General features: G+C 61.7%; 30 protein-coding genes. 14 read left to right on the plus strand and 16 right to left on the minus strand.

What is annotated here, in order from left to right:
* Positions 1-4: 4 nt before the first annotated feature.
* From JQ574_RS35255 to JQ574_RS25655, 3 genes are all read right to left on the minus strand, one after another.
* A complete protein-coding gene (locus JQ574_RS35255) occupies positions 5-580 on the minus strand; it encodes a DUF5939 domain-containing protein (RefSeq protein WP_249119585.1) in 576 nt (191 codons plus the stop codon).
* A gap of 133 nt (positions 581-713) precedes the next feature.
* The gene (locus JQ574_RS25650; protein WP_212210420.1) at positions 714-1,355 is read right to left on the minus strand and encodes a bifunctional 2-polyprenyl-6-hydroxyphenol methylase/3-demethylubiquinol 3-O-methyltransferase UbiG; all 642 of its coding nucleotides are present in this window, start codon (positions 1,353-1,355) and stop codon (positions 714-716) included.
* Between the two features lie 111 nt (positions 1,356-1,466).
* Positions 1,467-1,823: a hypothetical protein gene (locus JQ574_RS25655; protein ID WP_249119586.1), complete on the minus strand. Its 357-nt coding sequence runs from the start codon at positions 1,821-1,823 to the stop codon at positions 1,467-1,469.
* Positions 1,824-1,831: 8 nt separating this feature from the next.
* Between JQ574_RS25655 and JQ574_RS25660 the strand changes: the two genes are divergently transcribed.
* Entirely contained in the window at positions 1,832-2,161 is a 330-nt protein-coding gene (locus tag JQ574_RS25660; RefSeq protein WP_212383997.1) for a hypothetical protein, read from the plus strand.
* On the opposite strand, the gene JQ574_RS25665 is transcribed toward JQ574_RS25660, so the two are convergent.
* A complete protein-coding gene (locus JQ574_RS25665) occupies positions 2,154-2,873 on the minus strand; it encodes a hypothetical protein (RefSeq protein WP_212210416.1) in 720 nt (239 codons plus the stop codon). The two genes, JQ574_RS25660 and JQ574_RS25665, sit on opposite strands and share 8 nt — an antisense overlap.
* Before the next feature lie 246 nt (positions 2,874-3,119).
* On the opposite strand from JQ574_RS25665, the gene JQ574_RS25670 reads away from it, so the two are divergent.
* Positions 3,120-4,076 (plus strand): formylglycine-generating enzyme family protein, encoded by a 957-nt coding sequence (locus tag JQ574_RS25670; protein ID WP_212210415.1) that lies wholly within the window; start codon positions 3,120-3,122, stop codon positions 4,074-4,076.
* 126 nt (positions 4,077-4,202) lie between these two features.
* A complete protein-coding gene (locus JQ574_RS25675) occupies positions 4,203-4,526 on the plus strand; it encodes a hypothetical protein (RefSeq protein ID WP_212383998.1) in 324 nt (107 codons plus the stop codon).
* Between the two features lie 408 nt (positions 4,527-4,934).
* Here the strand turns inward: JQ574_RS25675 and JQ574_RS25680 are convergent, their stop codons facing one another.
* Positions 4,935-5,192, minus strand: coding sequence for a hypothetical protein (locus JQ574_RS25680; protein ID WP_212210411.1), 258 nt, complete (start codon positions 5,190-5,192; stop codon positions 4,935-4,937).
* 358 nt (positions 5,193-5,550) lie between these two features.
* Between JQ574_RS25680 and coaD the strand changes: the two genes are divergently transcribed.
* The 5 genes from coaD (at position 5,551) to queA (ending at position 8,745) form a co-directional block, all read left to right on the plus strand.
* The gene (coaD, locus tag JQ574_RS25685) at positions 5,551-6,048 is read left to right on the plus strand and encodes a pantetheine-phosphate adenylyltransferase (RefSeq protein WP_212210409.1); all 498 of its coding nucleotides are present in this window, start codon (positions 5,551-5,553) and stop codon (positions 6,046-6,048) included.
* A 49-nt stretch (positions 6,049-6,097) separates the two neighbouring features.
* Positions 6,098-6,661, plus strand: coding sequence for a peptidylprolyl isomerase (locus JQ574_RS25690; protein ID WP_212210407.1), 564 nt, complete (start codon positions 6,098-6,100; stop codon positions 6,659-6,661).
* A 3-nt stretch (positions 6,662-6,664) separates the two neighbouring features.
* Positions 6,665-7,105, plus strand: a complete 441-nt coding sequence (locus JQ574_RS25695; RefSeq protein ID WP_212210405.1) for a hypothetical protein — start codon at positions 6,665-6,667, stop codon at positions 7,103-7,105.
* Complete coding sequence (locus tag JQ574_RS25700; protein ID WP_212210403.1) at positions 7,081-7,545, plus strand: peptidylprolyl isomerase; 465 nt, start codon at positions 7,081-7,083, stop codon at positions 7,543-7,545. Before JQ574_RS25695 ends, JQ574_RS25700 begins: the two co-directional genes overlap by 25 nt.
* Positions 7,546-7,668: 123 nt before the next feature.
* Entirely contained in the window at positions 7,669-8,745 is a 1,077-nt protein-coding gene (gene queA / locus JQ574_RS25705; protein WP_212383999.1) for a tRNA preQ1(34) S-adenosylmethionine ribosyltransferase-isomerase QueA, read from the plus strand.
* 75 nt (positions 8,746-8,820) lie between these two features.
* Here the strand turns inward: queA and JQ574_RS25710 are convergent, their stop codons facing one another.
* The 4 genes from JQ574_RS25710 to JQ574_RS25725 form a co-directional block, all read right to left on the minus strand.
* A complete protein-coding gene (locus JQ574_RS25710) occupies positions 8,821-9,411 on the minus strand; it encodes a DedA family protein (RefSeq protein WP_212210401.1) in 591 nt (196 codons plus the stop codon).
* A 210-nt stretch (positions 9,412-9,621) separates the two neighbouring features.
* Positions 9,622-9,783 carry a hypothetical protein gene (locus JQ574_RS25715; RefSeq protein ID WP_212210400.1) on the minus strand — a complete coding sequence of 54 codons (162 nt, stop codon included), beginning with the start codon at positions 9,781-9,783 and terminating at the stop codon, positions 9,622-9,624.
* A 128-nt stretch (positions 9,784-9,911) separates the two neighbouring features.
* On the minus strand, positions 9,912-10,553 hold the full coding sequence (locus tag JQ574_RS25720) for a glutathione S-transferase family protein (RefSeq protein WP_212210399.1): 642 nt from the start codon (positions 10,551-10,553) through the stop codon (positions 9,912-9,914).
* A 104-nt stretch (positions 10,554-10,657) separates the two neighbouring features.
* A complete protein-coding gene (locus tag JQ574_RS25725; protein WP_212210398.1) occupies positions 10,658-11,683 on the minus strand; it encodes an aspartate-semialdehyde dehydrogenase in 1,026 nt (341 codons plus the stop codon).
* 276 nt (positions 11,684-11,959) lie between these two features.
* Here JQ574_RS25725 and tgt point away from each other — a divergent pair, with 276 nt between their 5' ends.
* Entirely contained in the window at positions 11,960-13,093 is a 1,134-nt protein-coding gene (gene tgt / locus JQ574_RS25730) for a tRNA guanosine(34) transglycosylase Tgt (RefSeq protein ID WP_212210397.1), read from the plus strand.
* A 5-nt stretch (positions 13,094-13,098) separates the two neighbouring features.
* Here the strand turns inward: tgt and JQ574_RS25735 are convergent, their stop codons facing one another.
* Positions 13,099-13,311, minus strand: coding sequence for a hypothetical protein (locus JQ574_RS25735; RefSeq protein WP_212210396.1), 213 nt, complete (start codon positions 13,309-13,311; stop codon positions 13,099-13,101).
* A 231-nt stretch (positions 13,312-13,542) separates the two neighbouring features.
* Here JQ574_RS25735 and cysK point away from each other — a divergent pair, with 231 nt between their 5' ends.
* The 3 genes from cysK (at position 13,543) to JQ574_RS25750 (ending at position 15,148) form a co-directional block, all read left to right on the plus strand.
* Complete coding sequence (gene cysK / locus JQ574_RS25740) at positions 13,543-14,520, plus strand: cysteine synthase A (protein ID WP_212210395.1); 978 nt, start codon at positions 13,543-13,545, stop codon at positions 14,518-14,520.
* A 2-nt stretch (positions 14,521-14,522) separates the two neighbouring features.
* Positions 14,523-14,762 (plus strand): BrnA antitoxin family protein, encoded by a 240-nt coding sequence (locus JQ574_RS25745; protein ID WP_192736086.1) that lies wholly within the window; start codon positions 14,523-14,525, stop codon positions 14,760-14,762.
* Positions 14,763-14,836: 74 nt separating this feature from the next.
* A complete protein-coding gene (locus JQ574_RS25750; protein WP_212210394.1) occupies positions 14,837-15,148 on the plus strand; it encodes a hypothetical protein in 312 nt (103 codons plus the stop codon).
* Between the two features lie 50 nt (positions 15,149-15,198).
* Here the strand turns inward: JQ574_RS25750 and JQ574_RS25755 are convergent, their stop codons facing one another.
* Complete coding sequence (locus JQ574_RS25755; protein WP_212210393.1) at positions 15,199-16,614, minus strand: caspase family protein; 1,416 nt, start codon at positions 16,612-16,614, stop codon at positions 15,199-15,201.
* 198 nt (positions 16,615-16,812) lie between these two features.
* A complete protein-coding gene (locus tag JQ574_RS25760) occupies positions 16,813-17,691 on the minus strand; it encodes a DMT family transporter (RefSeq protein ID WP_212210392.1) in 879 nt (292 codons plus the stop codon).
* A 167-nt stretch (positions 17,692-17,858) separates the two neighbouring features.
* Here JQ574_RS25760 and JQ574_RS25765 point away from each other — a divergent pair, with 167 nt between their 5' ends.
* Both JQ574_RS25765 and JQ574_RS25770 read left to right on the plus strand, forming a co-directional pair.
* Positions 17,859-18,272: a RidA family protein gene (locus JQ574_RS25765; protein ID WP_212210391.1), complete on the plus strand. Its 414-nt coding sequence runs from the start codon at positions 17,859-17,861 to the stop codon at positions 18,270-18,272.
* Positions 18,273-18,315: 43 nt separating this feature from the next.
* Entirely contained in the window at positions 18,316-18,534 is a 219-nt protein-coding gene (locus JQ574_RS25770; protein ID WP_212210390.1) for a hypothetical protein, read from the plus strand.
* A gap of 88 nt (positions 18,535-18,622) precedes the next feature.
* Here the strand turns inward: JQ574_RS25770 and JQ574_RS25775 are convergent, their stop codons facing one another.
* From JQ574_RS25775 to JQ574_RS25790, 4 genes are all read right to left on the minus strand, one after another.
* Positions 18,623-19,180 carry a hypothetical protein gene (locus JQ574_RS25775; protein ID WP_409363423.1) on the minus strand — a complete coding sequence of 186 codons (558 nt, stop codon included), beginning with the start codon at positions 19,178-19,180 and terminating at the stop codon, positions 18,623-18,625.
* Positions 19,125-19,481 (minus strand): hypothetical protein, encoded by a 357-nt coding sequence (locus JQ574_RS25780; RefSeq protein ID WP_212210388.1) that lies wholly within the window; start codon positions 19,479-19,481, stop codon positions 19,125-19,127. Before JQ574_RS25780 ends, JQ574_RS25775 begins: the two co-directional genes overlap by 56 nt.
* Before the next feature lie 229 nt (positions 19,482-19,710).
* Positions 19,711-20,310 carry a formyltransferase family protein gene (locus JQ574_RS25785; RefSeq protein WP_212210387.1) on the minus strand — a complete coding sequence of 200 codons (600 nt, stop codon included), beginning with the start codon at positions 20,308-20,310 and terminating at the stop codon, positions 19,711-19,713.
* 148 nt (positions 20,311-20,458) lie between these two features.
* On the minus strand, positions 20,459-21,097 hold the full coding sequence (locus JQ574_RS25790) for a hypothetical protein (RefSeq protein ID WP_212293448.1): 639 nt from the start codon (positions 21,095-21,097) through the stop codon (positions 20,459-20,461).
* Between the last annotated feature and the right edge of the window lie 36 nt (positions 21,098-21,133).

Raw genomic sequence — 21,133 nt, forward strand, 5'->3', positions numbered from 1 at the left:
GCGGTTACGTCAATTCGAACCTGCTCTGCTGATTGGCCTCGATATCGGCAAATCCCCGTGACAGTGCTGCGACGAGTTGCTCGTGCGTCATTCCGTGCGGAGGCTTGAAGTCCTTGGAAAAGTTATAACGCAGGTAGTAGTCCTCCACGGACAGCATCTCAGGATGACGAAATACGATATCGCGGACGGCATTCGAGATCGTAAAGGTGACCTGGATGTAGTCGTCGAGCGCCACATCGTTGAGCGCATTGCAGAACTCGCACTGGAAACGTGGGTGGACCTGGTCTAGCTCCCGAAAACTGCCTGCAACCTGCGGGCAATAGGCGCAGGTGAGCAGCCACTGCATCTCGAACAGGCCGACTTTTGCGGCGTGCACAAACAGCTGGATTCCTTCGGACTCACTTAGGCCGTTTGCTGTCGCGTATTTGATAGGATTGACGCGAAAGAGATCATAGTCGCCGGCGGTGCGCACAAATCGCTCAAGGTCCGAAAGGATATGCGGCGTCCAGCTCGCTATTGAGTCCAGCTCCGTGAGGCGCTGCTTCAGAAGGCTGTCATTGACCAGCGATAGCTCGTTCATCTTGCCACCTCATGGCGAAGGGAAGCGATTACATGCGCTAATGAACCAACTTGGACACGGCAGTCGCCCGCGTCGACGAGGTCCGGCAGAGACCACACGAAAATCGCGTTGTCGGGTTATCGGATAAACCCAGTCAGCGCTGCTTCGGTGCTCGAAGCGCATATAGCCTTTGATAGATCATCGGCTCCGGTATCCAATCGAGCACGATGTGTCCAAGTGGCAGCTTGATCAGGCTGGCGATAATTCGAGATGAAGGCGGATGCCAGTAAACGGACAGGTTATGAAATTTAAGGGGAGCGAACCCCAGACTAGTGAACTCGTACATCAATCGCTTATGACTGAAGTGTCTTCGGTAGTCGACGATTGGACCCGAAAGCAAAAGTATCTTGCCGGAGTGTTCTTTGGCGACCTTCTCCCAAAACGCTTCTCGCTCGGGCAGGGACAGATAGTAGACGCATTCGAGGGCTGCGATCACGTCGTACCCCTCGAATGAGGCTTGCAAAAAATCGGCGCTTTCAAATCTGGCGTTTGGCAGGTTCAGCGATTTGGCCCGAGCAATTGCTACGTCGCTGATGTCGATGCCAACCACCGAGCGTGCCTTGTCAAAGACAGCTTGCGTCAAGTGGCCTTCGCCGCATCCGAGTTCAAGAACGGATTTGTCCCGGATGAATGGCTTCAGGCATCGGCGCAACACCTTGTCCCTGAATTGGGCGTGGGAAATATGCCAGGGGTCAGGGGTGGCGTAATAGAGATTGAAATCTGCAGCCGTTCGCATGGCTGATTTCCGTTTTTGAAAGACAAGCAATCTTCCCAGTCGCCAAGAACCAATGTCCGTGGCGCGTTAGCGAGATCCCGGCGCTTCAAGCCTTGCCTTTGGCGGCAACGCCTATTGCATGCTCACCCTTTCGCGCCATCGCGCTTCGAAAGTATCAAACTCCTTCAGTGCCCAGGCTTGCGAGTCCAATGGATTGCCAGGCTTCGCTGTAACCGCGCTTGTAACTGCTGCGGCGGAAACGGGTTGCGGGGATGCTTCCTTTGGCCATTCCAGCAACGATTTCGACAGCATGGGCTTGCCTTCGTACCAGCACTTTCGTCCATCGATCAGACGATAGGACCACCAACGCCCGTGCGTATTCGACGGCATCGCGGCGCTGCATTGTTGTTTGGCCTGCGCGTTTGGCATCCCAACTGGCAAGAGCGTAGCAATCCAAACCGCCAGCGCGATTGGTGAGAGTTTCCTCATTTGCGCACTTGTTGCTGCAAGCGGCTTACAGCGACTACCAAGTCGGGGCGGCCGAGAACTTCCACCAAGCTGTCGAGGATAGTTTCATTGTTCTGCGGCCGGGGCCGAAGGTATTCTTCCAGTATGCGTTGCGCTTCGCTAATCGCCTGAACAGTCAATTGTTGATCGGTCATGTCTTCTTACCCATCAAACAGAACGCGCCCCATAAAAGCGGAGCGAAAAATCAAGACGCTTTTGGGAAATATCCCCGCTATTTTGCCTTATTTGATCAATTTTTGTTTCAATGTGGAACCTCAGCGCGCGATCGCGCCAGCCTCGACCGGCGGATGATTACGTGAAGGCGACCGCACTGAAATCGATTGAGACCAGCAGCATGTCAGTGACGGGTCTGCGATCGGGACCGCGTGCGTAGGCGCGCCGCATGCTCGGAAGGCGAATACCGTCCGCTTCGATATGCGCAGACGTGAGCTGTGCGGCCGGAAAGCCGCCCGCGATGTTCACGCTGTAATCATGACGGCGCAGCATCATGTCCTCGCCGAAGAAGAAGTCCTGCACCATGCAGTGGGTTTCCATCCAGCCGGGGAAGCGGGCGCGCAGCACGCGCCAGGTCTCGGGCCCCTCGCGCCAGGCCTCGGTCTCCTCGACACGGACCCCGTCCATCACCAGCAGGAATGGCGTCGTCAGATATGTCCATACTGCTTCGCCGTTGAAGTAGGCACGGTGCAGCGGATCCCAGGGTGTGTGCATCTGGTGGCCCGCGAACGAATCCCGAGGCGCGTATCGCTCGGCGACCAGCGTACCGTCGAGCTTCTCGATGGCGATCCGATCCGGCGTGAACATCGTCCGCTGATCGGGAGCCCCGAACGGCGTGACGGACGAGCGCTCCTCATGCAGCCACACGGTCATGCGCCGCGGATTGCTATCCTGCAACAGGCCTTTGAGGGGAAAGAGGCCGCCGCCTGTGACCATGGTGGCCTCGACCTTATTGTATCTTTGCCAGCGCTCCAGACCGCCGTGCGCATCGAGAACTCTCGCAAGCAGCTCGTTCATGGCTTTCGTCTCCAATCCCCGGGAGAAATCGGTCAGGATCAGGCCGAAGTTCAGTCCGGTTAGGCGGTCGGCGTTGGTAGCGCCGATAGTTGGTAGCGCCGGGATATGTGGGCGCGCCCGTGACGAGGGCGGCGCCCCCCGGGTAGCGGTGCTCGTGGACATACCCCTTTGTGCGGTTCTAAGTTACGCCGTCCGAATTTGCCGCGATATGACAGATTGAGAGCTATCCTTTCGAAAGTGTATTCGATGGATCGCCTGGAAGCGATGTTGACCTTTCTGGCCGTCCTGGCTCGAAAGCGACAGCCGCGCGCTGCGACAAAGGGAATCCTGATTGGTCTCTCTGCGCTGCTGCTTGCAGGGGCTCAATTCCCCAATGCACGCCTCATCGCACAGGAAGCCATCGGACCGCACCGTTCCGCTCCGCAGCCGACTGTGCTCTCCGCCGACGCAGAGAGAGCAATGGCGTCAACGCCGGGCTCTGAATTCAGAGAATGCGCGCGCGGATGCCCGGTGATGGTTGTGATCCCCGCGGGCAGGTTCATGATGGGCTCACCCGATCACGAACCAGACCGCAGGACCAGCGAAGGTCCGCAGCACGAAGTGATATTTCGCGTACCTTTCGCTGTTTCCAGATTCGAGGTGACGTTCGAGCAATGGGACGCTTGCGTGGCCGCCTCGGCGTGTGCGCGCGCAACCGATGCATGGGGTCGTGGCGCGATGCCGGTGGTCAATGTGAGCTGGGACGACGCCAGGCAGTATGTGAGCTGGCTTTCGCAATTGACCGGCAGAGAGTATCGACTGCCGACCGAGGCTGAATGGGAATACGCCGCGCGCGCCGGCACCAGCAGCCGCTACGCCTGGGGCGAAGAACCCGGCGCGGAAAACGCCAACTGCGCCGGCTGCAGCGACAAGTGGAGCTTGCAGACCGCGCCCGTTGGATCGTTCAAGCCCAACGCCTTCGGCCTGAACGACATGCACGGGAATGTATGGGAATGGACTGAAGACGTTTGGCACGACAGTTACAACGGCGCGCCTGCAGACGGCTCGGCATGGATCGAGGGCGATCGGGATTATAGGACCATTCGCGGTGCGTCCTGGCACAACGAGACGGAACTAGCTCGGGCGGCGGTTCGCTTCGCACGTCACCGCAAGGTTCAGTTCGACACGCTTGGGTTCCGCGTGGCCAGGACAATGAGGCCGTGAGCCGCTGGTGGCGCCGGGGCTAAAGCGAGTCTTCATTGAGCAGGCGAGCCTCGATCATCCGATCCCGTTGTCCGCGGCATCGATGGCCGGCACGCCGAAGAACGCGGCACGCCCCGCGAGGATTTGATGCAGGGGAACGCGGCGACATTCGAGAGCCTGGTTCCATGCAATCAAACTTTTGCCAAACGTCGCCGCTACCTCGACCGCCGGCTGGCGGTCGCGATAAAATTGTGGAACTCAATCATGTCGGCATACCCGAGCGTCACGATCGATAGAGAGCCGCGTCGTCCAGGCGTCGAGGAAAGTCGTGTAGAGACGGCGGGCCGATCCGATCTCGACAGCGTCTTCGTCGCCGCACTTTACGCTGTGCTGGTCGTTCCTGTGATGACGGGGTGGTTGTACGTGCTCGGCTTGTCGTTCTGGAAGGTCATGATCTGGATGATTGCTTGATCATGCCCGATTGTCTGTCCGGCCCCCTCAGGCCCTGCGCGCGGAGCACATGAGATGCTGGACGTCCTTGTTATTTTGGTTTTGCTCGGAGCGGCCTACGCTGCTGGATATTATACGCGTGACCGTATGTCCCGAAAACGGCGTGAGAGCGCCCGCAGATGGAAGAACTACGTAGAGGCGGGGCGGCCGCAGCCCGCGAATACCAACCAGGCTCCCGCCAAACAGGCGCATGGCGATCTCGCTCAAATGCTGAGCCGCTGGGATGACAGGGCCCGAGCGCGTCGATTGCAGCACTGATCCTTCCCTAAAATGGATGCTGATTGCTTCCTGAAACGCCGAAGTCCTCGGGGGGCATCCCGAGGACTTCAAATCAGAGCAATCTGACGGCTAATTGGAAAGGTTGGCGTCTTATGGGGTGCGGTCGGCGGTAACCAAGCGCGCTTCCCGGATAAACGACTTGGAGCCGGCGGCGCGGAGGCAGGAAGCCTCGAAATTCGGCCAAGCCTGCTGCGAGCAATCCTTGCCGACGGTACGGATGTCGAGGCGGTCACCCTTGGCAAGCGCCTGCGGCACGCTGGCTTCGACCGAGGGGGCAAAGCCGGGCAAAATGGTCAGTGCGGTGGCGATCAGCGCGGCAAAGGCGATTGCGGAAAGTGCCTTGATCATGACGGTCCCCTGTCATGGGCCGTTCGGCCCGTCGTTTCGTTGGATGGATGTGTACCCAGGCGGCGTTTCCGGGTGTCTTCGCCAAGCCCGAAAATGGTTTCGTCCGGGCCGAGTTTTGTTTCGTCGCCCCGGAGAGGACGAAACATTGCCGGCTCGCCTAAGCAGACGCGCCGACCCCCACAGTGGTTCATTGGCCGATCCCAAATAAAAAGGCGGGTTTGCGGGGAACCGGAGCGTTTTCGAGCGGAGCCTGCCCCGGGCTTGATCCGGGGCGGGTACCGATTCGCGTGAAGAAAACGCGTCAAAACAAGAGAGTGGCCGGCTTGCCGGGCCGCCCGGGGCGGGTTAGGAGGGTTCTATGCCCCGTATCGCGCTCTATCCCGGCTCTTTTGACCCCGTCACCAACGGCCATCTGGACGTGGTCCAGCACGCTGTGACCCTGTGCGACCGCCTGATCGTCGCCGTTGCCGTCCATCCCGGCAAAAAGTCGCTGTTTTCGACCGATGAACGCCTGGAGATGCTCAAGGAGGTATGCGCCCCCATCGCGAAGAGCGCCGGTTGCGCCTTCGAGGCCTCCACCTACGACAATCTGACGGTCACGGCGGCCCGCGCGGCCGGCGCCACCATCATGATCAGGGGCCTGCGCGACGGCACCGATCTGGACTACGAGATGCAGCTTGCCGGCATGAACCAGACTATGGCGCCTGAGGTGCATACGGTGTTCGTCCCGGCGTCCCCCGCGGTCCGCCCGATCACCGCCACACTGGTACGCCAAATCGCGGGCATGGGCGGCGACTTTTCCGCGTTCGTGCCGCCCTCGATCGCAGCCAAACTCAAGGCCAAATTCGCCAGCTAGCGCCTGTGCTGCGCTCGCAAAGCCTTACTCTCTCGATCCCGGAGTTTTCATGATCCGCATTCTCGCTTTTGTCGCCGCGCTGATCTGCGCGGCTCCCGCGATCGCCCAGCCGCTGCCGGCCAATCTCGACAAGGCCAATGCGGTCGTGATCGACACGACGAAAGGTCGCATCGTGATCAAGCTGCGGGCCGACCTCGCGCCCCAGCATGCCGAGCGCATCAAGCAGCTGGCACGCGAGGGCTATTACAACAACGTGCCGTTCCACCGCGTCATGGACGGCTTCATGGCGCAGACCGGCGACGGCCAGAACTTCAACGGCACCGGCGGCTCGAAATATCCGAACCTGAAGCAGGAGTTCTCCAAGGTGCCGTTCACCCGCGGCATCGTCGGCATGGCGCGGCGCGGCGACAGCGTCGATACCGCGAACTCGCAATTCTTCATCATGTTCGCGGAAGGCTCGAGCCTGAACGGCCAGTACACCGTGATCGGCGAGGTCGTGTCCGGCATGGATGTGGTCGACAAGCTGAAAAAGGCGCCGCCGGGATCGTCCGGTGGACAGGTCACCGACCCTGACAAGATGGTGAAGGTGCAAGTCGCATCCGACATCAAGTGAGCCATGAGAGCGTCACGCAGCAAACCGCTCCTCGGGTTTGCCGCGCTGCTGTTGTGCCTGGTATCGACGGCGCAGGCGCCGGCACAACCGGTGCAACTCGACACGCTCAAGGACATCTTTGTGCGGCTGCATTCGTGCTGGAAGCCGCCGCCGCTGTCGCAAGCCAACCCGATCGACATCACCGTGGTCGTCAGCTTCAACCGTCAAGGCGCCATTCTCGGCCAGCCCAAGATTACCTATGAATCGGAACACGCCAGCGATAACGACCGGCTCAAATACCGCATCGCGGTGATGGAAACATTGCAACGCTGTACGCCGTTGCCATTTACCGAGGGACTGGGCGGTGCCGTTGCCGGCCGGCCTTTAGCGGTCCCTTTTCGAACCCGCAAACGTCCACCCAAACCTGATGAGAGAAGAGCATGGCAGCCACAGAAAATACTTTGATCCTTGAGACCACGCAGGGTCCCGTCACCATCGAGATGCGCCCGGATCTGGCGCCGGGCCACGTCGCCCGCATCAAGGAACTGGTGCGCGAAGGGTTTTACGATGGCATCGTGTTCCATCGCGTGATCGAGGGCTTCATGGCGCAGACCGGTTGCCCGCAGGGCACCGGCACCGGCGGTTCCGGCAAGAAGCTGAAGGCCGAATTCAACAAGGAGCCGCATGTGCGCGGCACCACCTCGATGGCGCGCGCGGCGAGTCCGGATTCCGGCGACAGCCAGTTCTTCATCTGCTTCGACGACGCGTCCTTCCTCAACGGCCAGTACACGGTCTGGGGCAAGGTCACGGACGGTATGGAGAACGTCGACAAGATCAAGCGTGGCGAGCCTGTGCAGAACCCGGACAAGATCGTCAAGGCGCATATGGCGGCTGACGCGGCGTAACGCCGACGCCGTCATTCCGGGGCGCATCGAAGATGCGAACCCGGAATCTCGAGATTCCGGATTGCCGCGTTTCACGCGGCCTCCGGAATGACGCTGAGAGGCAACGCTGGAGCGCATTGCGCCATGCGCACCGATCTCTTCGACTTCGAATTGCCCCCCGCCAACATCGCGCTGCGGCCGGCGAGCCCGCGCGATTCCGCGAAGATGCTCGTCGTGCAGCCGGACGGCGTGTTGCACGACCGGGCAGTGGCCGAGCTGCCGCAATGGCTGCAGCCTGGCGACCAGCTCGTCGTGAACGATACCAAGGTCATTTCGGCCCAGCTCAAGGGACGCCGCATTGGCCGCGAGACCGAACCGAAGATCGAGGCCACACTGATCAAGCGGCTCGACGGCTCGCGCTGGCAGGCGCTGGTCAAGCCGGCCAAGAAGCTGGCGCCGGGCGACGTGGTGCGCTTCGGCAATGAAGGCAAGGTCTGCCTGCTCGGCCATCTCGACGCCGAGGTCGAGGCCAAGGGCGAAGAGGGCGAGATCACGCTGTCGTTCTCGTTTCATGGACCTGCGCTCGACCAGGCGATTGCCGACCTCGGCACGCCGCCATTGCCGCCCTACATCGCCTCCAAGCGCACGCCTGACGATCGCGATGCCGCCGATTACCAGACCATGTTCGCGGCCAATGAGGGGGCGGTCGCCGCACCCACCGCAGGGCTGCATTTCACGCCGGCGCTGGAGGCGGCGCTGCGCGAGCGCGGCGTCGGACTGCACCGGATCACGCTGCATGTCGGGGCAGGGACCTTCCTGCCGGTCAAGGTGGAAGAAACGTCGGAACACCGGATGCATGCCGAATGGGGCTCGATCTCGGCCGAGACCGCGGCGGCACTCAATGCGGCGCGCGCCAAAGGCGGCCGCATCGTCGCGGTCGGGACCACATCGTTGCGGCTGCTCGAGAGTGCGGCCACCGAGGACCGCACCATCCAGCCGTTTGGCGCGGAGACCGCGATCTTCATCACGCCGGGCTATCGCTTTCGCGCGGTCGATATTTTGCTGACCAACTTCCATTTGCCGCGCTCGACACTGTTCATGCTGGTGTCGGCGTTCAGCGGGCTGGAGACCATGAAGCAGGCCTATGCCCACGCCATCGCCGGCGGCTATCGCTTCTATTCCTATGGCGACGCCTGCCTGTTGTTTCGCGCGCGGGAGTGATCGACGCTGCTAGCTTTTTTTTGACGCGTTTTCTTCACGCGAACCGGTATCCACTTCGCTCGAAAACGCTCTCGTCTAGCTTCGCTCGACGGCGCGCTCGAGCTTCTTGCTCAAGAACCAGGACAGGCCGAGGAACACGACCAGCAGCGCGAAGGCGACGCCGGAGGAAGCATCGCTCATCATTTTCTCCGAGACCTGACCAAAAGCGTAGCCGGCCGTGACGACCGTGCAGGACCACAGGCCCGCCGCGACGAAATTGAACGCCAGGAAAGTGGACCAGGGCAGCTGCGATATCCCATACGCAAAGCCCGCGACGCCGCGAATGCCGTGCGGAAAACGATGGAACAGGATCATCCAGGCATAGTGGCGGTCGGCCAGCCGGGCTGCGATCTGGACGGCACGTTCCAGCCTCGGAAAGGATCCGAGCCAGCGTGTGCCATAGCGCCGCCCGACCCAGAACCGGATCACGTCGCCGGTAAAGGTGCCGAGCCAGCAAACCATGATCAGCGTGCCGAAATTAAGTGCGCCTGCATGCGCGGCGTAGCCTGCGAACAGCGTTAGCAGCAGGCTGTGCGAGGCCGCATATGCAAACATGAGGCTGTAGGCCGCATCGCCGTGCTGGCGTATGAGATCGAGAAACGATGCGAGATCGGTCGGAAACAGCAAATCAGCTCCGCTTTGACGACTATCCCCCGGTGACACGTCCTGTCGCCGGGGGACCGGGGCGAACGCTACTACGCGGCCGGAGCATTTGAAAGCAAAAGGCGGGCTGGTTTTATGGGCATATTCGCGCAGGGCGCAGGGCGGCCAGAACGCAGCGCACCCACCAACATATTTGCGCTATCTTGTGCCTAGGGGCGCGGGAAACGCACTCGATCAACGCGGCTCGCTCGGCTTGTCCCGCTCCCGACTTTCGGCGGCTTGAGCGGCGCATTCATCCATGCCGTGGCACTTGCTCTTGTAATAATAGTACCATGATCCGGCTATCGCGCAGATCAAGACCAGCCCGAGGAGATAGACCCAGCTTCGCTTCGGCATCGTCAGCCTTCAATTTCGGTAGCGATCGCGAACTTAACCAACGATTCGCCGTGAAGCCAGCAGGCGACGCGCCTCTCATCGATGTCAGGAATTTCTCATTTCCGACGACGCAACGAAGGCGCGTCAGCTCAAATCCAGGGTTCTTGCAAATGCTCCTGTTGCAGCGCGCGTTGAACCGCCGGTCTGGCCAGAATGCGACTCATGTACGGACCGACATGAGGCCAGCTTGTTCCCGGACGCGGCATTCCACGTGACCATCGACACAGGGTAAGCGCGCAGGCGTCAACTGCCGAGTAAGCATCACCCAACAGCCACTGGCCACCGTGAGATTCGAGCGCACCGTCGAGCAAATCGAACAAGCCATACACCTTCTGTTCGGCACACGCTCGCAACTCGGGAAATATGGCTGGATCGTTGGCCCATTTATGGGGATGCAGATACATCGACAATGCAGGCTGTAACGTACTTGAGGACCACATCAGCCACTTATAGAAGTGCGCGCGTTCGCCAGTCCCTATGGCCGGAGCCAACTCGCAACCTGGATAGGTATCGACCAAATGCAGGCAGATAGCTGCGGATTCGTACAGGACCAGGTCATCCTGCACGAGGACCGGGATCAGACCGTTCGGATTCAGCCGGAGATGATCGGGTCCCTTGTGTGCGCCGCCGCTCAGATTGACAAAAATGAGCTGATACGGAGCCCCGATTTCTTCCAACAATATATGCGGAACGAGGCTGATGAAGCCGGGATAGTAGTAGAGCCGCATCATCAGCGATCTCCTCGCGAACAAAGGCGAGCATGCTTCGCCGCACAAAAATGATGCGCGAAGCGTGGAGTTGGTTAGCGACGTCTAACCTACTCCACGCGTTCACCTCACGCCATCGCGCGCTGCGGCAGCAATTCCGCAATCTGGACGGCGTTCAGCGCGGCGCCCTTCAACAGCTGGTCGGCCGAGACGAACATCGCGATCGAATGACCTGATGGATCGCTAAGATCCTTGCGGATGCGGCCGACCAGCACGTCGTCCTGGCCTGAAGCGTCGATCGGCATCGGGAAGTAATTCTTCGCCCGATCATCGACGATTCTGACACCCAGCGCCTTCGACAGGATCGCGCGTACCTCGTCCTCCGAGATCGGGCGCTCGCATTCGAAAGTGATGGCCTCGCAATGCGCGCGCAGCACCGGCACCCGCACGCAGGTGACGCCGATCGCGATCTTCTCGTCCTCGAAAATCTTCCGCGTCTCCTTGATGACCTTGGTTTCTTCGTCGTTGTAGCCGGTGTCAGGATCGATCGCGGTGTTGTGGCTGAACACGTTGAACGCGTAGGGGAGCGGGATCACCTTGGGCGTAAACGGCCGCCCCTCGAGGCTGGCGCGGGTCGATTCCTTGAGTTCCTCCATCGCCGCCGCACCGGCACCGCTGGCGGCCTGATAGGTCGAGATGATCATGCGTTTGATGCGGTTTTGCCGGTGGATCGGCCACAGCGGCACCAGCGCCGTGATCGCCGAGCAGTTCGGGTTGGCGATGATGCCCTTGTGGTCGCGGATGCGGCCCGCGTTGATTTCGGGAATGACCAGCGGCACGTCCGGATCCATCCGGAAGGCGGACGAATTGTCGACCACGACGGCGCCCGACTTCACCGCGATCGGCGCATACTTCTTCGAAATGCTGCCGCCGGCCGAGAACAGCGCGATGTCGACGCCGTGGAAGGAGTGCGGGGTGAGCTCTTCGATCATCACCTGCTCGCCGCGGAAGTTGACGGTCTGGCCGGCCGAGCGCGCGCTCGCTAGCGCCTTCAGCTTGCCGACGCGGAAATTGCGCTTGTCCATGGTGGCGATGAATTCGGCCCCGACGGCGCCGGTTACGCCGACAATGGCCACTACTGGATCGTTGCTCACGTTCGTCTTCCTTTGGTTTGAGTAGGCTGCAGGCAATAAAAAAAGCCCCGGTCCTTTTCAGGCGGGGCTTCGGTTCAGATGATGCGATCGTCAGGTTACGCGCGCACGGCTCCCGAGCCCCCCAAGGGTGCTTTGGTTTTCGCGGTACGTTTGGTGGTCGCGTTCATGGGGCGGACTTATGCGGGAGACTTTTGCCGTCGTCAACGGGTTTTGGAGGGAAAAAGAGGCCGAATGGCCTGTTGAACAGGGCGCGCTTGTTACGCCATAAGCTCACCCATGGACGTTCCCAATCATTTCGAGCTGCTCACCACCAGCGGGCGGGCCCGGCTCGGCCGGCTCTCCACCCCACACGGCGTGGTGCGGACGCCGGCCTTCATGCCGGTCGGCACCGCGGGCGCGATGAAGGGCATGCACTGGCGCGAGGTGCGCGATGCCGGCGCCGATATCGTGCTCGGCAATACCTACCATCTGATGCTGCGGCCGGGGGCCGAGCGGATCGCCGCCCTTGGCGGCTTGCAGAAATTCACCGGCTGGCAGGGGCCGATGCTGACCGATTCCGGCGGCTTCCAGGTGATGTCGCTTTCAGAGCTGCGCAAAGTGACCGAGCACGCCGTGACCTTCCGCTCACATATCGACGGCGCCAAGGTCGAACTGTCGCCGGAACGATCGATCGAGGTGCAGCGGCTGCTCGGCTCCGACATCGCCATGCAGATGGACGAATGCGTTCGGCTGCCGGCCGAGCGCGCCGACATCGAACGCGCGATGCAGCTCTCGTTGCGCTGGGCCGAGCGCTCAAAACGCGCCTTCGAGAGCGCGCCTCCCGGCTACATCCTGTTCGGCATCGTGCAGGGCGGCGATGTGCCCGAACTTCGCCACGCCAGTGCGCGCGGGCTGGTCGAGATCGGGTTCCACGGCTACGCGATCGGCGGTCTTGCGGTCGGCGAACCCCAGGCGGTGATGCTTGCCATGATCGAGGAGACCGCGCCCCGGCTGCCACAGGATCGTCCGCGCTATCTGATGGGCGTCGGCACGCCCGAGGATCTGCTGGAGGCGGTGGCGCGCGGCATCGACATGTTCGACTGCGTCATGCCGACCCGTAACGGCCGGCACGGCATGGCGTTTACCCGCTTCGGCCAGATCAATCTGCGCAATGCCCGCCACGCCGACGATCCGAGGCCGCTGGACGAGGAGAGCACGTGGCCGGCGACGCGCGAATACTCGCGCGCATACCTGCATCATCTGGTGCGGTCGGGCGAGACGCTGGGCGCGATGCTGCTGTCTGAAATCAATATCGCGTACTATCAGAGCCTGATGCAGGGCATGCGGGACGCGATCGGCAACGGCAGCTTTGAAGCGTTCAAAAAACAAACGCGCGCCGGATGGGCGCGCGGTGACATTGCTGTGAGGTGAAGACCTCAGTTACAGGCGAACCTCCGGATCGAATGCTTGGTCACGAAGCCGTAACCGCAGGTATCGCAGGTCCAGAGATAACCGATGACGTGGTCATACATGTAGGCGGAAGCTTCCGCGGCCACCATGGAGTCCGCACATACCGGGCAGGTTGGTAAATCACAGCCACGCGGGTCGGGCCTAGACGCGACGGACAGGACTTCAGCAATTGCTGGCATCGTGACCTCCTTGCGACCTGAAGCGGAAGCTCAACTCACGACGAAAGTATAAACCGATTTATTTGACGTTGTCGCAACACAAATGCGTTGGAACGACTTTATTGGCGAACTTTCGATTTTGCGATGCAGCGAATTTTGACTCTGACGTTTCGGACTTGCGCATCAGCTCGGCCACCTCCTAAGTAAGAGAGCCCCGAATTCCGGGCATATTATCACTATGGGAGCGTTGTAATGGAGGCATCGTCAGCCACGGGTGCAGTGCACCGTCCCGGGCGGGGCAGGGTGTTCGACAGCATCGTCGATGCCGTCGGCGACACGCCGATCGTCCGCTTGCGCAAACTGCCGCAAGCCCACGGTGTCAGCGCTACCATTTTAGCTAAACTTGAATATTTTAGCCCGGCGGCAAGCGTCAAAGACCGCATCGGCGCGGCGATGGTGATCGCCATGGAGAAGGCCGGCGTGATCAACGCCGACACCGTGCTGATCGAGCCGACCTCCGGCAATACCGGCATTGCGCTGGCATTCGTTGCGGCCTCACGAGGCTACCGGTTGAAACTGGTGATGCCGGAATCGATGTCGATCGAGCGGCGCAAAATGCTGGCCTTCCTCGGCGCCGAGATCGTGCTGACGCCGGCGGCGCAGGGCATGAAGGGCTCGATCGCGACCGCCGAAGAGCTGGTGCGCACGACGCCGAACGCCGTGATGCCACAGCAGTTCAAGAACCTCGCCAATCCCGAAATTCACCGCCGCACCACCGCGGAGGAAATTTGGAACGACACCGGCGGCAATATCGATTTCTTTGTCGCAGGCGTCGGAACCGGCGGCACCATCACCGGCGTCGGCCAGGTGCTGAAGCCGCGCAAGCCTTCGCTGCGGGTGATCGCCGTCGAGCCGGAGGAAAGCCCGGTGCTGTCGGGCGGGCAGCATACGCCGCACAAGATCCAGGGCATCGGCGCCGGCTTCATTCCGGACATTCTGGATCGTTCGGTGATCGACGAAATCGTCAAGATCAACTCGGCGACTGCGATCGAGATGTCGCGCGCGCTGGCACGCAACGAAGGCATTCCGGGCGGCATCTCCTCGGGCGCGGCGATCGCGGCCGCGCTCGAGATCGGCAAGCGGCCGGAGGCCGCCGGCAAGACCATCCTCGCCATTGTGCCGTCGTTCTCCGAACGTTATCTGTCGACCGTATTGTTTGAAGGAATTTAGCGATGGCGGACCAGCCGAGACGGCCGAGGACCCTGAACGACGCCCGCAGCGAGGCCGAAGCGGCATTCAAGCGCACCACCACCAAGGTGGTGGAGGCGCCACCGAAGCCGACTGCGCTTCCCGGCGTGAAGGAACTCGTGTCGCTACGCATCGACCAGGATGTGCTCGAATATTTCCAGGAAGGCGGCGCCGGCTGGCAGGACCGGATCAACGCGGCGTTGCGCAAGGCCGCCGGCAAATAGCCCCGCGAAACAGATCCGCGCGAATGCGTCCTGTCCTGGCCCACTTCCGGCTGGTTGTCCTGAGCTGCTTCGGATTGGCGATCGGCGGCCGCCTCGCCGATCCGGCGATCGCGGATCAGGCGCCGTTCACTTGCACGATCCTGCCGGGCGAGGAGATCGCCAGCATCGCGATGACGAACCCGCTCGCCAGCCACGCTTCCTGCATCGTCACGTGCAGGTTCTCGACCACCAAATATGACAACAATCCGCAGATCACCTGTGCCAAGTCGGTGCCCGCGGGCAAGGAAGTGGAGATGTGCCGGCTGACGTCGGGCGGCGACAAATTCGTCAAGCTCGCCGAAGGCCGCGCGGACTGCTTGGGGCTGTCCAATCCCAGCTCAGAATGAAAAAGCCCGGGATGATCCCGGGCTTTTTGCCGTAAATTGTCTTTGAGCAACTAGCGCAGCATGCCGCCCACGACGCCGCCGATGAAGCGGCCGGCACCGGCCGGATCGGGATTACTCTGATACTGGCGTTGAGGCTGAGGTTGGGGCTGTGCCTGCTGCTGGCCACCGCCGCTGGTAGCGCGGCGCTTCGGCCGCTCCTCGTCAGAACTCGCGGTCGGCGGCGCCGCCACGATCTCGGTCAACAGGGCTTTGTGCTGCAGCCTGTTGAGGTAGCCGGTCTTGGGGTAGCCACGGGCGGCCTGCCATCGCGTGATCACGGCCCGGGTCGGGGCATCGAAATTGCCGGACACCTTGGTGTCGAAGCCGAGACCGTTCAGGCGGCGCTGCACGTCGCGGCGCTGGCCCTTGTCGAGGCCAATCTGGTCCTCGGTGGTCTGGTTGGCTTCTTCCTTGAACGTCGCCGGATCGATGCCGGCGGTCAGGTTGCGCGTGGCATTGTCCGGTTTGCTCTCAAGTGAGGCGATCCGTGCCAGCGCCAGCGATTTGAACTGACCGTTGGGATACTGAGCCACGTAAGCGTTGAGCTCTTCCGGCTTGCTCGAATCCTTGATCGAGCGCCAGAACTCGAGCTCGACGTCGCTGCCCGGTGCGGCGGCAGCCACAGCCGGCGCGGTTCCGGGCGCGGCAGGCGCGGGCGCACCGTTCAGGTAAACCGCACCGGTCAGGTTGGTGTTGCCCCAGGGCAATTGACCCTTGTTGGTTTCCTCCTGGACCTGAGCGCGGACCTTGGTCATCGCCTGCTGAAGCTCGACGCCGGGCTGGGTGAGGTTGGCGAGCAGCGCGCGGGTGAACGGGCTGTTGCCGCCTTCCTTGCCGTCAAGCGCAGTCTGGCCGGGGCCGGTCGCAAACGCGATCAGCGTGCCTTCGCCGGATTTCATTTCGGCAAGGCCGGTCTGCACCGACACGCTGCGAGTCGACGGCGCGTTGGACTTGATCTTGGCGGCGAACGGATTGTCGCGGCAGGCATCGAGCAGCACCAGCTTGACCTTGGCGTCGCTCATGGTCTGGTCGAGCGTGAGATCGATATTGATGGCTGCGCCGAGCTTGACGTCCATTTCCGATTTGATGTCGGCGTCGATCGGCAGCAGGTAATTGGTGCCGCCGACGGCGATGCCGTGGCCGGCGTAGAAGAACACGGCCACGTCGGCGCCCTGCGCCTTTTTGCCGAAGTCGAGCAGCTTCTCCGTCATCTTGTCGCGGGTCAGGTTGGAGCCTTCCACCACTTCAAAACCGACATTGCGCAACGCGGCCGCCATCGCCTTCGCGTCGATCGACGGATTGGGCAACGCGGCGACGTGCTTGTAGGTGCCGTTCCCGACCACGAAGGCAACTCGCCTTTCGGCGCTGGCGGCGCCGGCGGTGAAGACCATGCAGATCAAGGAAAGGACAAGGGTTGGGAAGCGCATCAGAAAAATCCCCCTGGCAGAATCGAAAAAGATTTCGGCGGCAACGTTGGCCGCAGGTTACACGAAAAAAATACACACCGCGCCAGAAAAATGGGCAGCCTGCCCAGATCCGGGAGCCGTATGATTCGCTCTTAAGCTATTGAATCTATCCAATATCTCATGAGATCCAGATCACAATTTGGTGGGTAAAATCCAAATTCAGGTTGCTGCCCGCGCGGGAACCGGATTGGTCGGGCGCAAGTTCAGCAGATTGCCGGCCAGGATCAGGATGGCGCCGAGCACGGTGAACAGGTCGAGCCGCTCCGAATAGATCAGCCAGCCCGCGGTGGCGGTCAAGGGAACCCGCAGGAAATCCATCGGGATCACGACCGTTGCATCGGCGTGCCGCAACGCCCGCGCCATGCAGTAATGCGAGAATGTGCCGCAAAACGCGATCACTGCCGCCCAACCCCAGATATAGGCCGGGGGCCACTTCCAGACGTAGAGCGCGGGAATAAATCCGGCCACAGATTGCACCACCAGCATCCAGAAGATGATCGCGACCGCCTGCTCGGTGCGGGTCAGCGACTTCACCATCGCGACCGAAACGCCGAAGCCCACGGCGGCGGCGAGCGCAATCAATTGTCCCGGATTGACTTCGCCGGTGGCGGGACGAACGATGATCACGACGCCTACGACTCCGAGCACAATGGCGGCGACCTTCCACACCGTCATGCGTTCGCCGAGAAACATTGCCGCCAGGATCGCGGTCCAAATCGGCATCGTGAATTCGATCGCAACGACTTGACCGATCGGGATCAGCGTCAGCGCGAAGAACCAGCCGAGTTGCGCGCCGTAGTGAATGATGTTGCGCACGACATGCATGTGCAGCCGAGCGGTCTTCAACACCGAGAACCCGCCGCTGGCCCGGATCAGCGGATACAGCATGAAGAACCCGAGGATGGTGCGCATCTCCATCAGCTGGAACACATTCAGTTCCCGCATCGCCTCGCGGCCAGCGACCACGATAATCAGCATCAAGGCGAGCCAGCCCGACATCCACAGCGCGGCCAGTGATTTGGAAGGTGTGCGGTCCATGCTGACGGCTGAGTTGGTTGACTTGGAGGGGCAGGCCGGTATCGGCGAGCGCCCGGCGATTTGCAACGTGCAAATCTGCGGACGCAGCGATGCGCGGGCGCCAATTTCGCTGTGGGAGGCGGCGCCGGATCGGTGCTAAGGATCGCCCGTCTCAGGAGGACTCATCCATGCGTATCCTACAACCGGCCGAATGGTCGAAACCCCGCGGCTTTTCACACGGTGTCGAGGTCGACGGTCCAGGCAAATGGATCGTGCTGGCCGGCCAGACCGGCGGCGACGAGAAGGGCGATTATCACCCCGACATGGCCGCGCAGGTCGGCACGGCGCTGAAACGGGTCATCAAGCTGCTCGGCGAGGCAGGGGCCGGTCCCGAACACATCGTCCGCCTGACCTGGTATCTGACCAGCCGCAGCGAATATGAGGCGGCGGGCGCCGGCATCGGCGCGGCCTGGAAGGAGACGCTCGGTCGCAACTTCCCGCCATCGACGCTGCTCTATATCGACGGACTGGTCGATGTCAGGGCCAAGGTCGAACTCGAAGTCACCGCTTACGTGCCCAGATCTCAAGTGCCCAAATCCTGAATCGGACTTGAGGCGCACCCGAACAACACAGGAAACATAGTCCATGACCAACCGCTCGACTTCAGAAGCCCGATCGACTTCAGCGAGTTTCGTGACGGCCTTTGCAACCGGCTGGCCCGAAGCCCAACCCGACATCATGGTGCTGTCGCTCACGACCCATAACGGGGTGCAGGATTTTGCCTTCAACAAGGAACAGGCCCTGCTGATCGCAAAGACCATCAAGGATACTGCTGCGAGGCTGGAGACGCCCAAAACCGGCTAGTCACCGCAAATACCGATCATAACGAAAATCGCCCGCTCTTCAGCGGGCGATTTGGTATTCGGGAGAGTGCGGTCGGACCGCTGCGGTTTTACTTCGAAAGCGAAATATTGGCGGCGCGGAACTGGCTGTCGGCCCGGATGCTGACGGACTGCTTGTTGCCGGCTGTCTTGAGCGCGATGTTGGCGTTGAAGCCGGCGGTGACGGCCGTGACCTGGAAATTGCCACCGCCGCCGCGGCCCTGCAGGCTGCCGGTGATGCCGCGGCTGGTTTCGCTCCACTGCCCGACAATCGCGCCGCCCTGGTCGACCACGTTGGCCGTCAGGTTGAACCGATAGGCGTCGCTCGCGCAGGTGAGGCTCATGTCCATCTTGGCGCCCGCAACGTCATAGACCGCGCGGCAGCGGATGCGTTCGTTCGATCCGTCGTCCAGCGTGACGGTGCCGGCGCCGGCCCACTTGCCGGCCATGCCGGCGTAGGGCCCGGAGGACTGGGCATAACTTGCTGGGACTGCAAGCGAAGTCATAAAAAACGCGACGGCTGCAATTGTCAGCCGCCGCGGATAGGCGAAGAAATCTGATGTTCGGCCTGTCTTACTGACGGGAGGCTTCCCATCGACCGCTACACGGTACACCAGCTGATGCCCCATTCCATTTCCCCGATCCGGAGTTGCCACTGAGTTGACCGTTCGCATATGCACCATTGATCGAGACTCGCACAAGTCCCCCGGAACTGACGGTTCCGGAAACCGGGGCGCCGGACCCCGTTACCTTGCCGTCGCTGACCGTGACGGTTGAGGCGGTGCGCGCATCGCAGCTGCCGGTTTTGGTGACGACGGTAACCTGCCAAAGCCCGTCATAGGGCTGCGCGGCGGCGGCGGGAGCGGCCGCGAAGGCTGCGGTGGCAAGAAACGAAGTCAAAAAAAGCTTGCTGATGCGGTTCGAACGCATGGATCAAATCCCCGAAAGATGTGTGTGATGAGCGCGTTATCCGGTCACAATGTGTTCAAACTTTGGTGCGCCGCAAAAACGCGGAAAGTTCCTGTGCACTCAAACACATCAAGGTGAATCCGGTTCCGGCCTCGGAACGAATAAAAGCGCATAATGGGCTCTTTTTCGGGCCATGATTCGGGGCCGGAATGCTTAACTGGTTGAAACGGCCGGATATTCCCCCGTTTGGTCAGTGCCTGGCGTCGGATAGCTTTGGCGCGAGGGTGGCGAATTGCTCGTCCTGGGGCCGGGCCGGCAGGGTCTTGTGGATCCTGGCGTAATCGATGACTTCGCCGAGCAGCTTTTGGCCGAGTGGAGCCAGCGCGCGCTCCCAGAGCTCGCGTGCGGTCTCGCCTTTCTTGACGAAAACCCACTCCTGCGCCGCGATCGCGCCGGCGTCCATGCGGTCGGCGAGGTGGTAGATGGTGCCGCCGGCGATCGGATCGCCTTCCTTGATGGTCCATTCGACCGCGGCGATGCCGCGGTGCCGGGGCAGCAGCGAGGGGTGATAGCCGATGCCGCCGAGCTTGGCGACGGCGAGCGCCTCGCGGGTGATGCGGGCGTGGCTGTGGGCCGTCACGATCAGGTCGCTGTCGGGGGCGATTTCCGCCGCCGAGACGAATCTGGCGTCGGCCTGCACGACGACCTCAACGCCGGCGGCCCTCGCTGCGGCGGCCAGCCGGTCTTCGTTGTCGTGGACGACGATCCTCGCGATTTCGACGCCGTGTTCGCGCAGCATGGTGAAGGTCGTCACGCCGAAATGGCGGGAGCCGACGAGGGTGATCCGCATATGTTCCGTCCGTCGTTAGTCAGGCCGATATGCGGATAGCACACCAAAGCCGTCAGACTCGCCGCCGGGGTCGGCTAGTCCGGGTTATCAACAGTCAGGGTTATCAACGAAAGGGCGCACCGGGCAAGTCGGCCTGCCGACGCCGCAATTAGTTCCTGCTGGCACAGCTCGGGTAGGGCGCGGGCTCGCCGGGCACGATCGGACAGACACGAATCGGCTGCAATTGGCGCAACCGCTCCAGCCATTTGGTCTCGTCAATTGTGCTTCGCCCAGTCGCCGGCGTGCGTTCGGCCCATTGCACCGTGTAGTAATCGGCGCTGCCTTTGACGGTGACGATCAGGGTGGTTTCGCTGTGTTTGTCGGCGCTGGTTTCGACCCGGCCGCAGCTTGCCACCGCGACATACGCATCTTGATCGCCGAATTTGGCCGGGCCAAATCCTTGCGCTGCGAAGGTGTCGGGGCAGGCCGACTTGAAGCCACCGACCATCGAGCCCGCAAAGCGCTCCGGCGAAACCCCGGCGTTGCCGGCGGCCCCCTTGGCGCCGGTCACCGTGATCATCTGGGTCCAGCTCTTGACGGTCTCGCCCTTCAGCACGGCCTCGCGGACATAGTTCGTCCCCTTGGTGTTCTCGAACACCGTGGCGAAACTGGCGGGCAAGCTGAACATGACGAGTTGACCGAAGATCGGCGAGATCACCTTGAAAGTCGTGGGGGCCGGACCTTGGGCCGATGCCGACGTCGCGAGCAGCGCGCACAAGGCCGCCGAGAAAACTGTCACTCTCGTCACTGGCAGCTTCCTCGCCGACTTCCGTGCAATCCGCGC

The sequence above is a fragment of the Bradyrhizobium sp. AUGA SZCCT0158 genome, assembly GCF_018130065.1.
In the GTDB taxonomy this organism is placed as follows: domain Bacteria; phylum Pseudomonadota; class Alphaproteobacteria; order Rhizobiales; family Xanthobacteraceae; genus Bradyrhizobium.

What these genes read in the sequence shown, in the direction of transcription:
- JQ574_RS35255 (WP_249119585.1), bottom strand. Translation starts at nt 580, where the DNA reads ATGAACGAGCTATCGCTGGTCAATGACAGCCTTCTGAAGCAGCGCCTC.
- JQ574_RS25680 (WP_212210411.1), bottom strand. Translation starts at nt 5,192, where the DNA reads ATGATCAAGGCACTTTCCGCAATCGCCTTTGCCGCGCTGATCGCCACC.
- cysK (WP_212210395.1), top strand. Translation starts at nt 13,543, where the DNA reads ATGGAGGCATCGTCAGCCACGGGTGCAGTGCACCGTCCCGGGCGGGGC.
- JQ574_RS25695 (WP_212210405.1), top strand. Translation starts at nt 6,665, where the DNA reads ATGAGAGCGTCACGCAGCAAACCGCTCCTCGGGTTTGCCGCGCTGCTG.
- tgt (WP_212210397.1), top strand. Translation starts at nt 11,960, where the DNA reads ATGGACGTTCCCAATCATTTCGAGCTGCTCACCACCAGCGGGCGGGCC.
- JQ574_RS25670 (WP_212210415.1), top strand. Translation starts at nt 3,120, where the DNA reads ATGGATCGCCTGGAAGCGATGTTGACCTTTCTGGCCGTCCTGGCTCGA.
- JQ574_RS25735 (WP_212210396.1), bottom strand. Translation starts at nt 13,311, where the DNA reads ATGCCAGCAATTGCTGAAGTCCTGTCCGTCGCGTCTAGGCCCGACCCG.
- JQ574_RS25665 (WP_212210416.1), bottom strand. Translation starts at nt 2,873, where the DNA reads ATGAACGAGCTGCTTGCGAGAGTTCTCGATGCGCACGGCGGTCTGGAG.
- JQ574_RS25745 (WP_192736086.1), top strand. Translation starts at nt 14,523, where the DNA reads ATGGCGGACCAGCCGAGACGGCCGAGGACCCTGAACGACGCCCGCAGC.
- JQ574_RS25775 (WP_409363423.1), bottom strand. Translation starts at nt 19,180, where the DNA reads ATGGGGCATCAGCTGGTGTACCGTGTAGCGGTCGATGGGAAGCCTCCC.
- JQ574_RS25650 (WP_212210420.1), bottom strand. Translation starts at nt 1,355, where the DNA reads ATGCGAACGGCTGCAGATTTCAATCTCTATTACGCCACCCCTGACCCC.
- JQ574_RS25720 (WP_212210399.1), bottom strand. Translation starts at nt 10,553, where the DNA reads ATGATGCGGCTCTACTACTATCCCGGCTTCATCAGCCTCGTTCCGCAT.
- JQ574_RS25675 (WP_212383998.1), top strand. Translation starts at nt 4,203, where the DNA reads ATGCAGGGGAACGCGGCGACATTCGAGAGCCTGGTTCCATGCAATCAA.
- JQ574_RS25655 (WP_249119586.1), bottom strand. Translation starts at nt 1,823, where the DNA reads ATGAGGAAACTCTCACCAATCGCGCTGGCGGTTTGGATTGCTACGCTC.
- JQ574_RS25755 (WP_212210393.1), bottom strand. Translation starts at nt 16,614, where the DNA reads ATGCGCTTCCCAACCCTTGTCCTTTCCTTGATCTGCATGGTCTTCACC.
- JQ574_RS25770 (WP_212210390.1), top strand. Translation starts at nt 18,316, where the DNA reads ATGACCAACCGCTCGACTTCAGAAGCCCGATCGACTTCAGCGAGTTTC.
- JQ574_RS25690 (WP_212210407.1), top strand. Translation starts at nt 6,098, where the DNA reads ATGATCCGCATTCTCGCTTTTGTCGCCGCGCTGATCTGCGCGGCTCCC.
- JQ574_RS25715 (WP_212210400.1), bottom strand. Translation starts at nt 9,783, where the DNA reads ATGCCGAAGCGAAGCTGGGTCTATCTCCTCGGGCTGGTCTTGATCTGC.
- JQ574_RS25700 (WP_212210403.1), top strand. Translation starts at nt 7,081, where the DNA reads ATGGCAGCCACAGAAAATACTTTGATCCTTGAGACCACGCAGGGTCCC.
- coaD (WP_212210409.1), top strand. Translation starts at nt 5,551, where the DNA reads ATGCCCCGTATCGCGCTCTATCCCGGCTCTTTTGACCCCGTCACCAAC.
- JQ574_RS25765 (WP_212210391.1), top strand. Translation starts at nt 17,859, where the DNA reads ATGCGTATCCTACAACCGGCCGAATGGTCGAAACCCCGCGGCTTTTCA.
- JQ574_RS25785 (WP_212210387.1), bottom strand. Translation starts at nt 20,310, where the DNA reads ATGCGGATCACCCTCGTCGGCTCCCGCCATTTCGGCGTGACGACCTTC.
- queA (WP_212383999.1), top strand. Translation starts at nt 7,669, where the DNA reads ATGCGCACCGATCTCTTCGACTTCGAATTGCCCCCCGCCAACATCGCG.
- JQ574_RS25780 (WP_212210388.1), bottom strand. Translation starts at nt 19,481, where the DNA reads ATGCGTTCGAACCGCATCAGCAAGCTTTTTTTGACTTCGTTTCTTGCC.
- JQ574_RS25760 (WP_212210392.1), bottom strand. Translation starts at nt 17,691, where the DNA reads ATGGACCGCACACCTTCCAAATCACTGGCCGCGCTGTGGATGTCGGGC.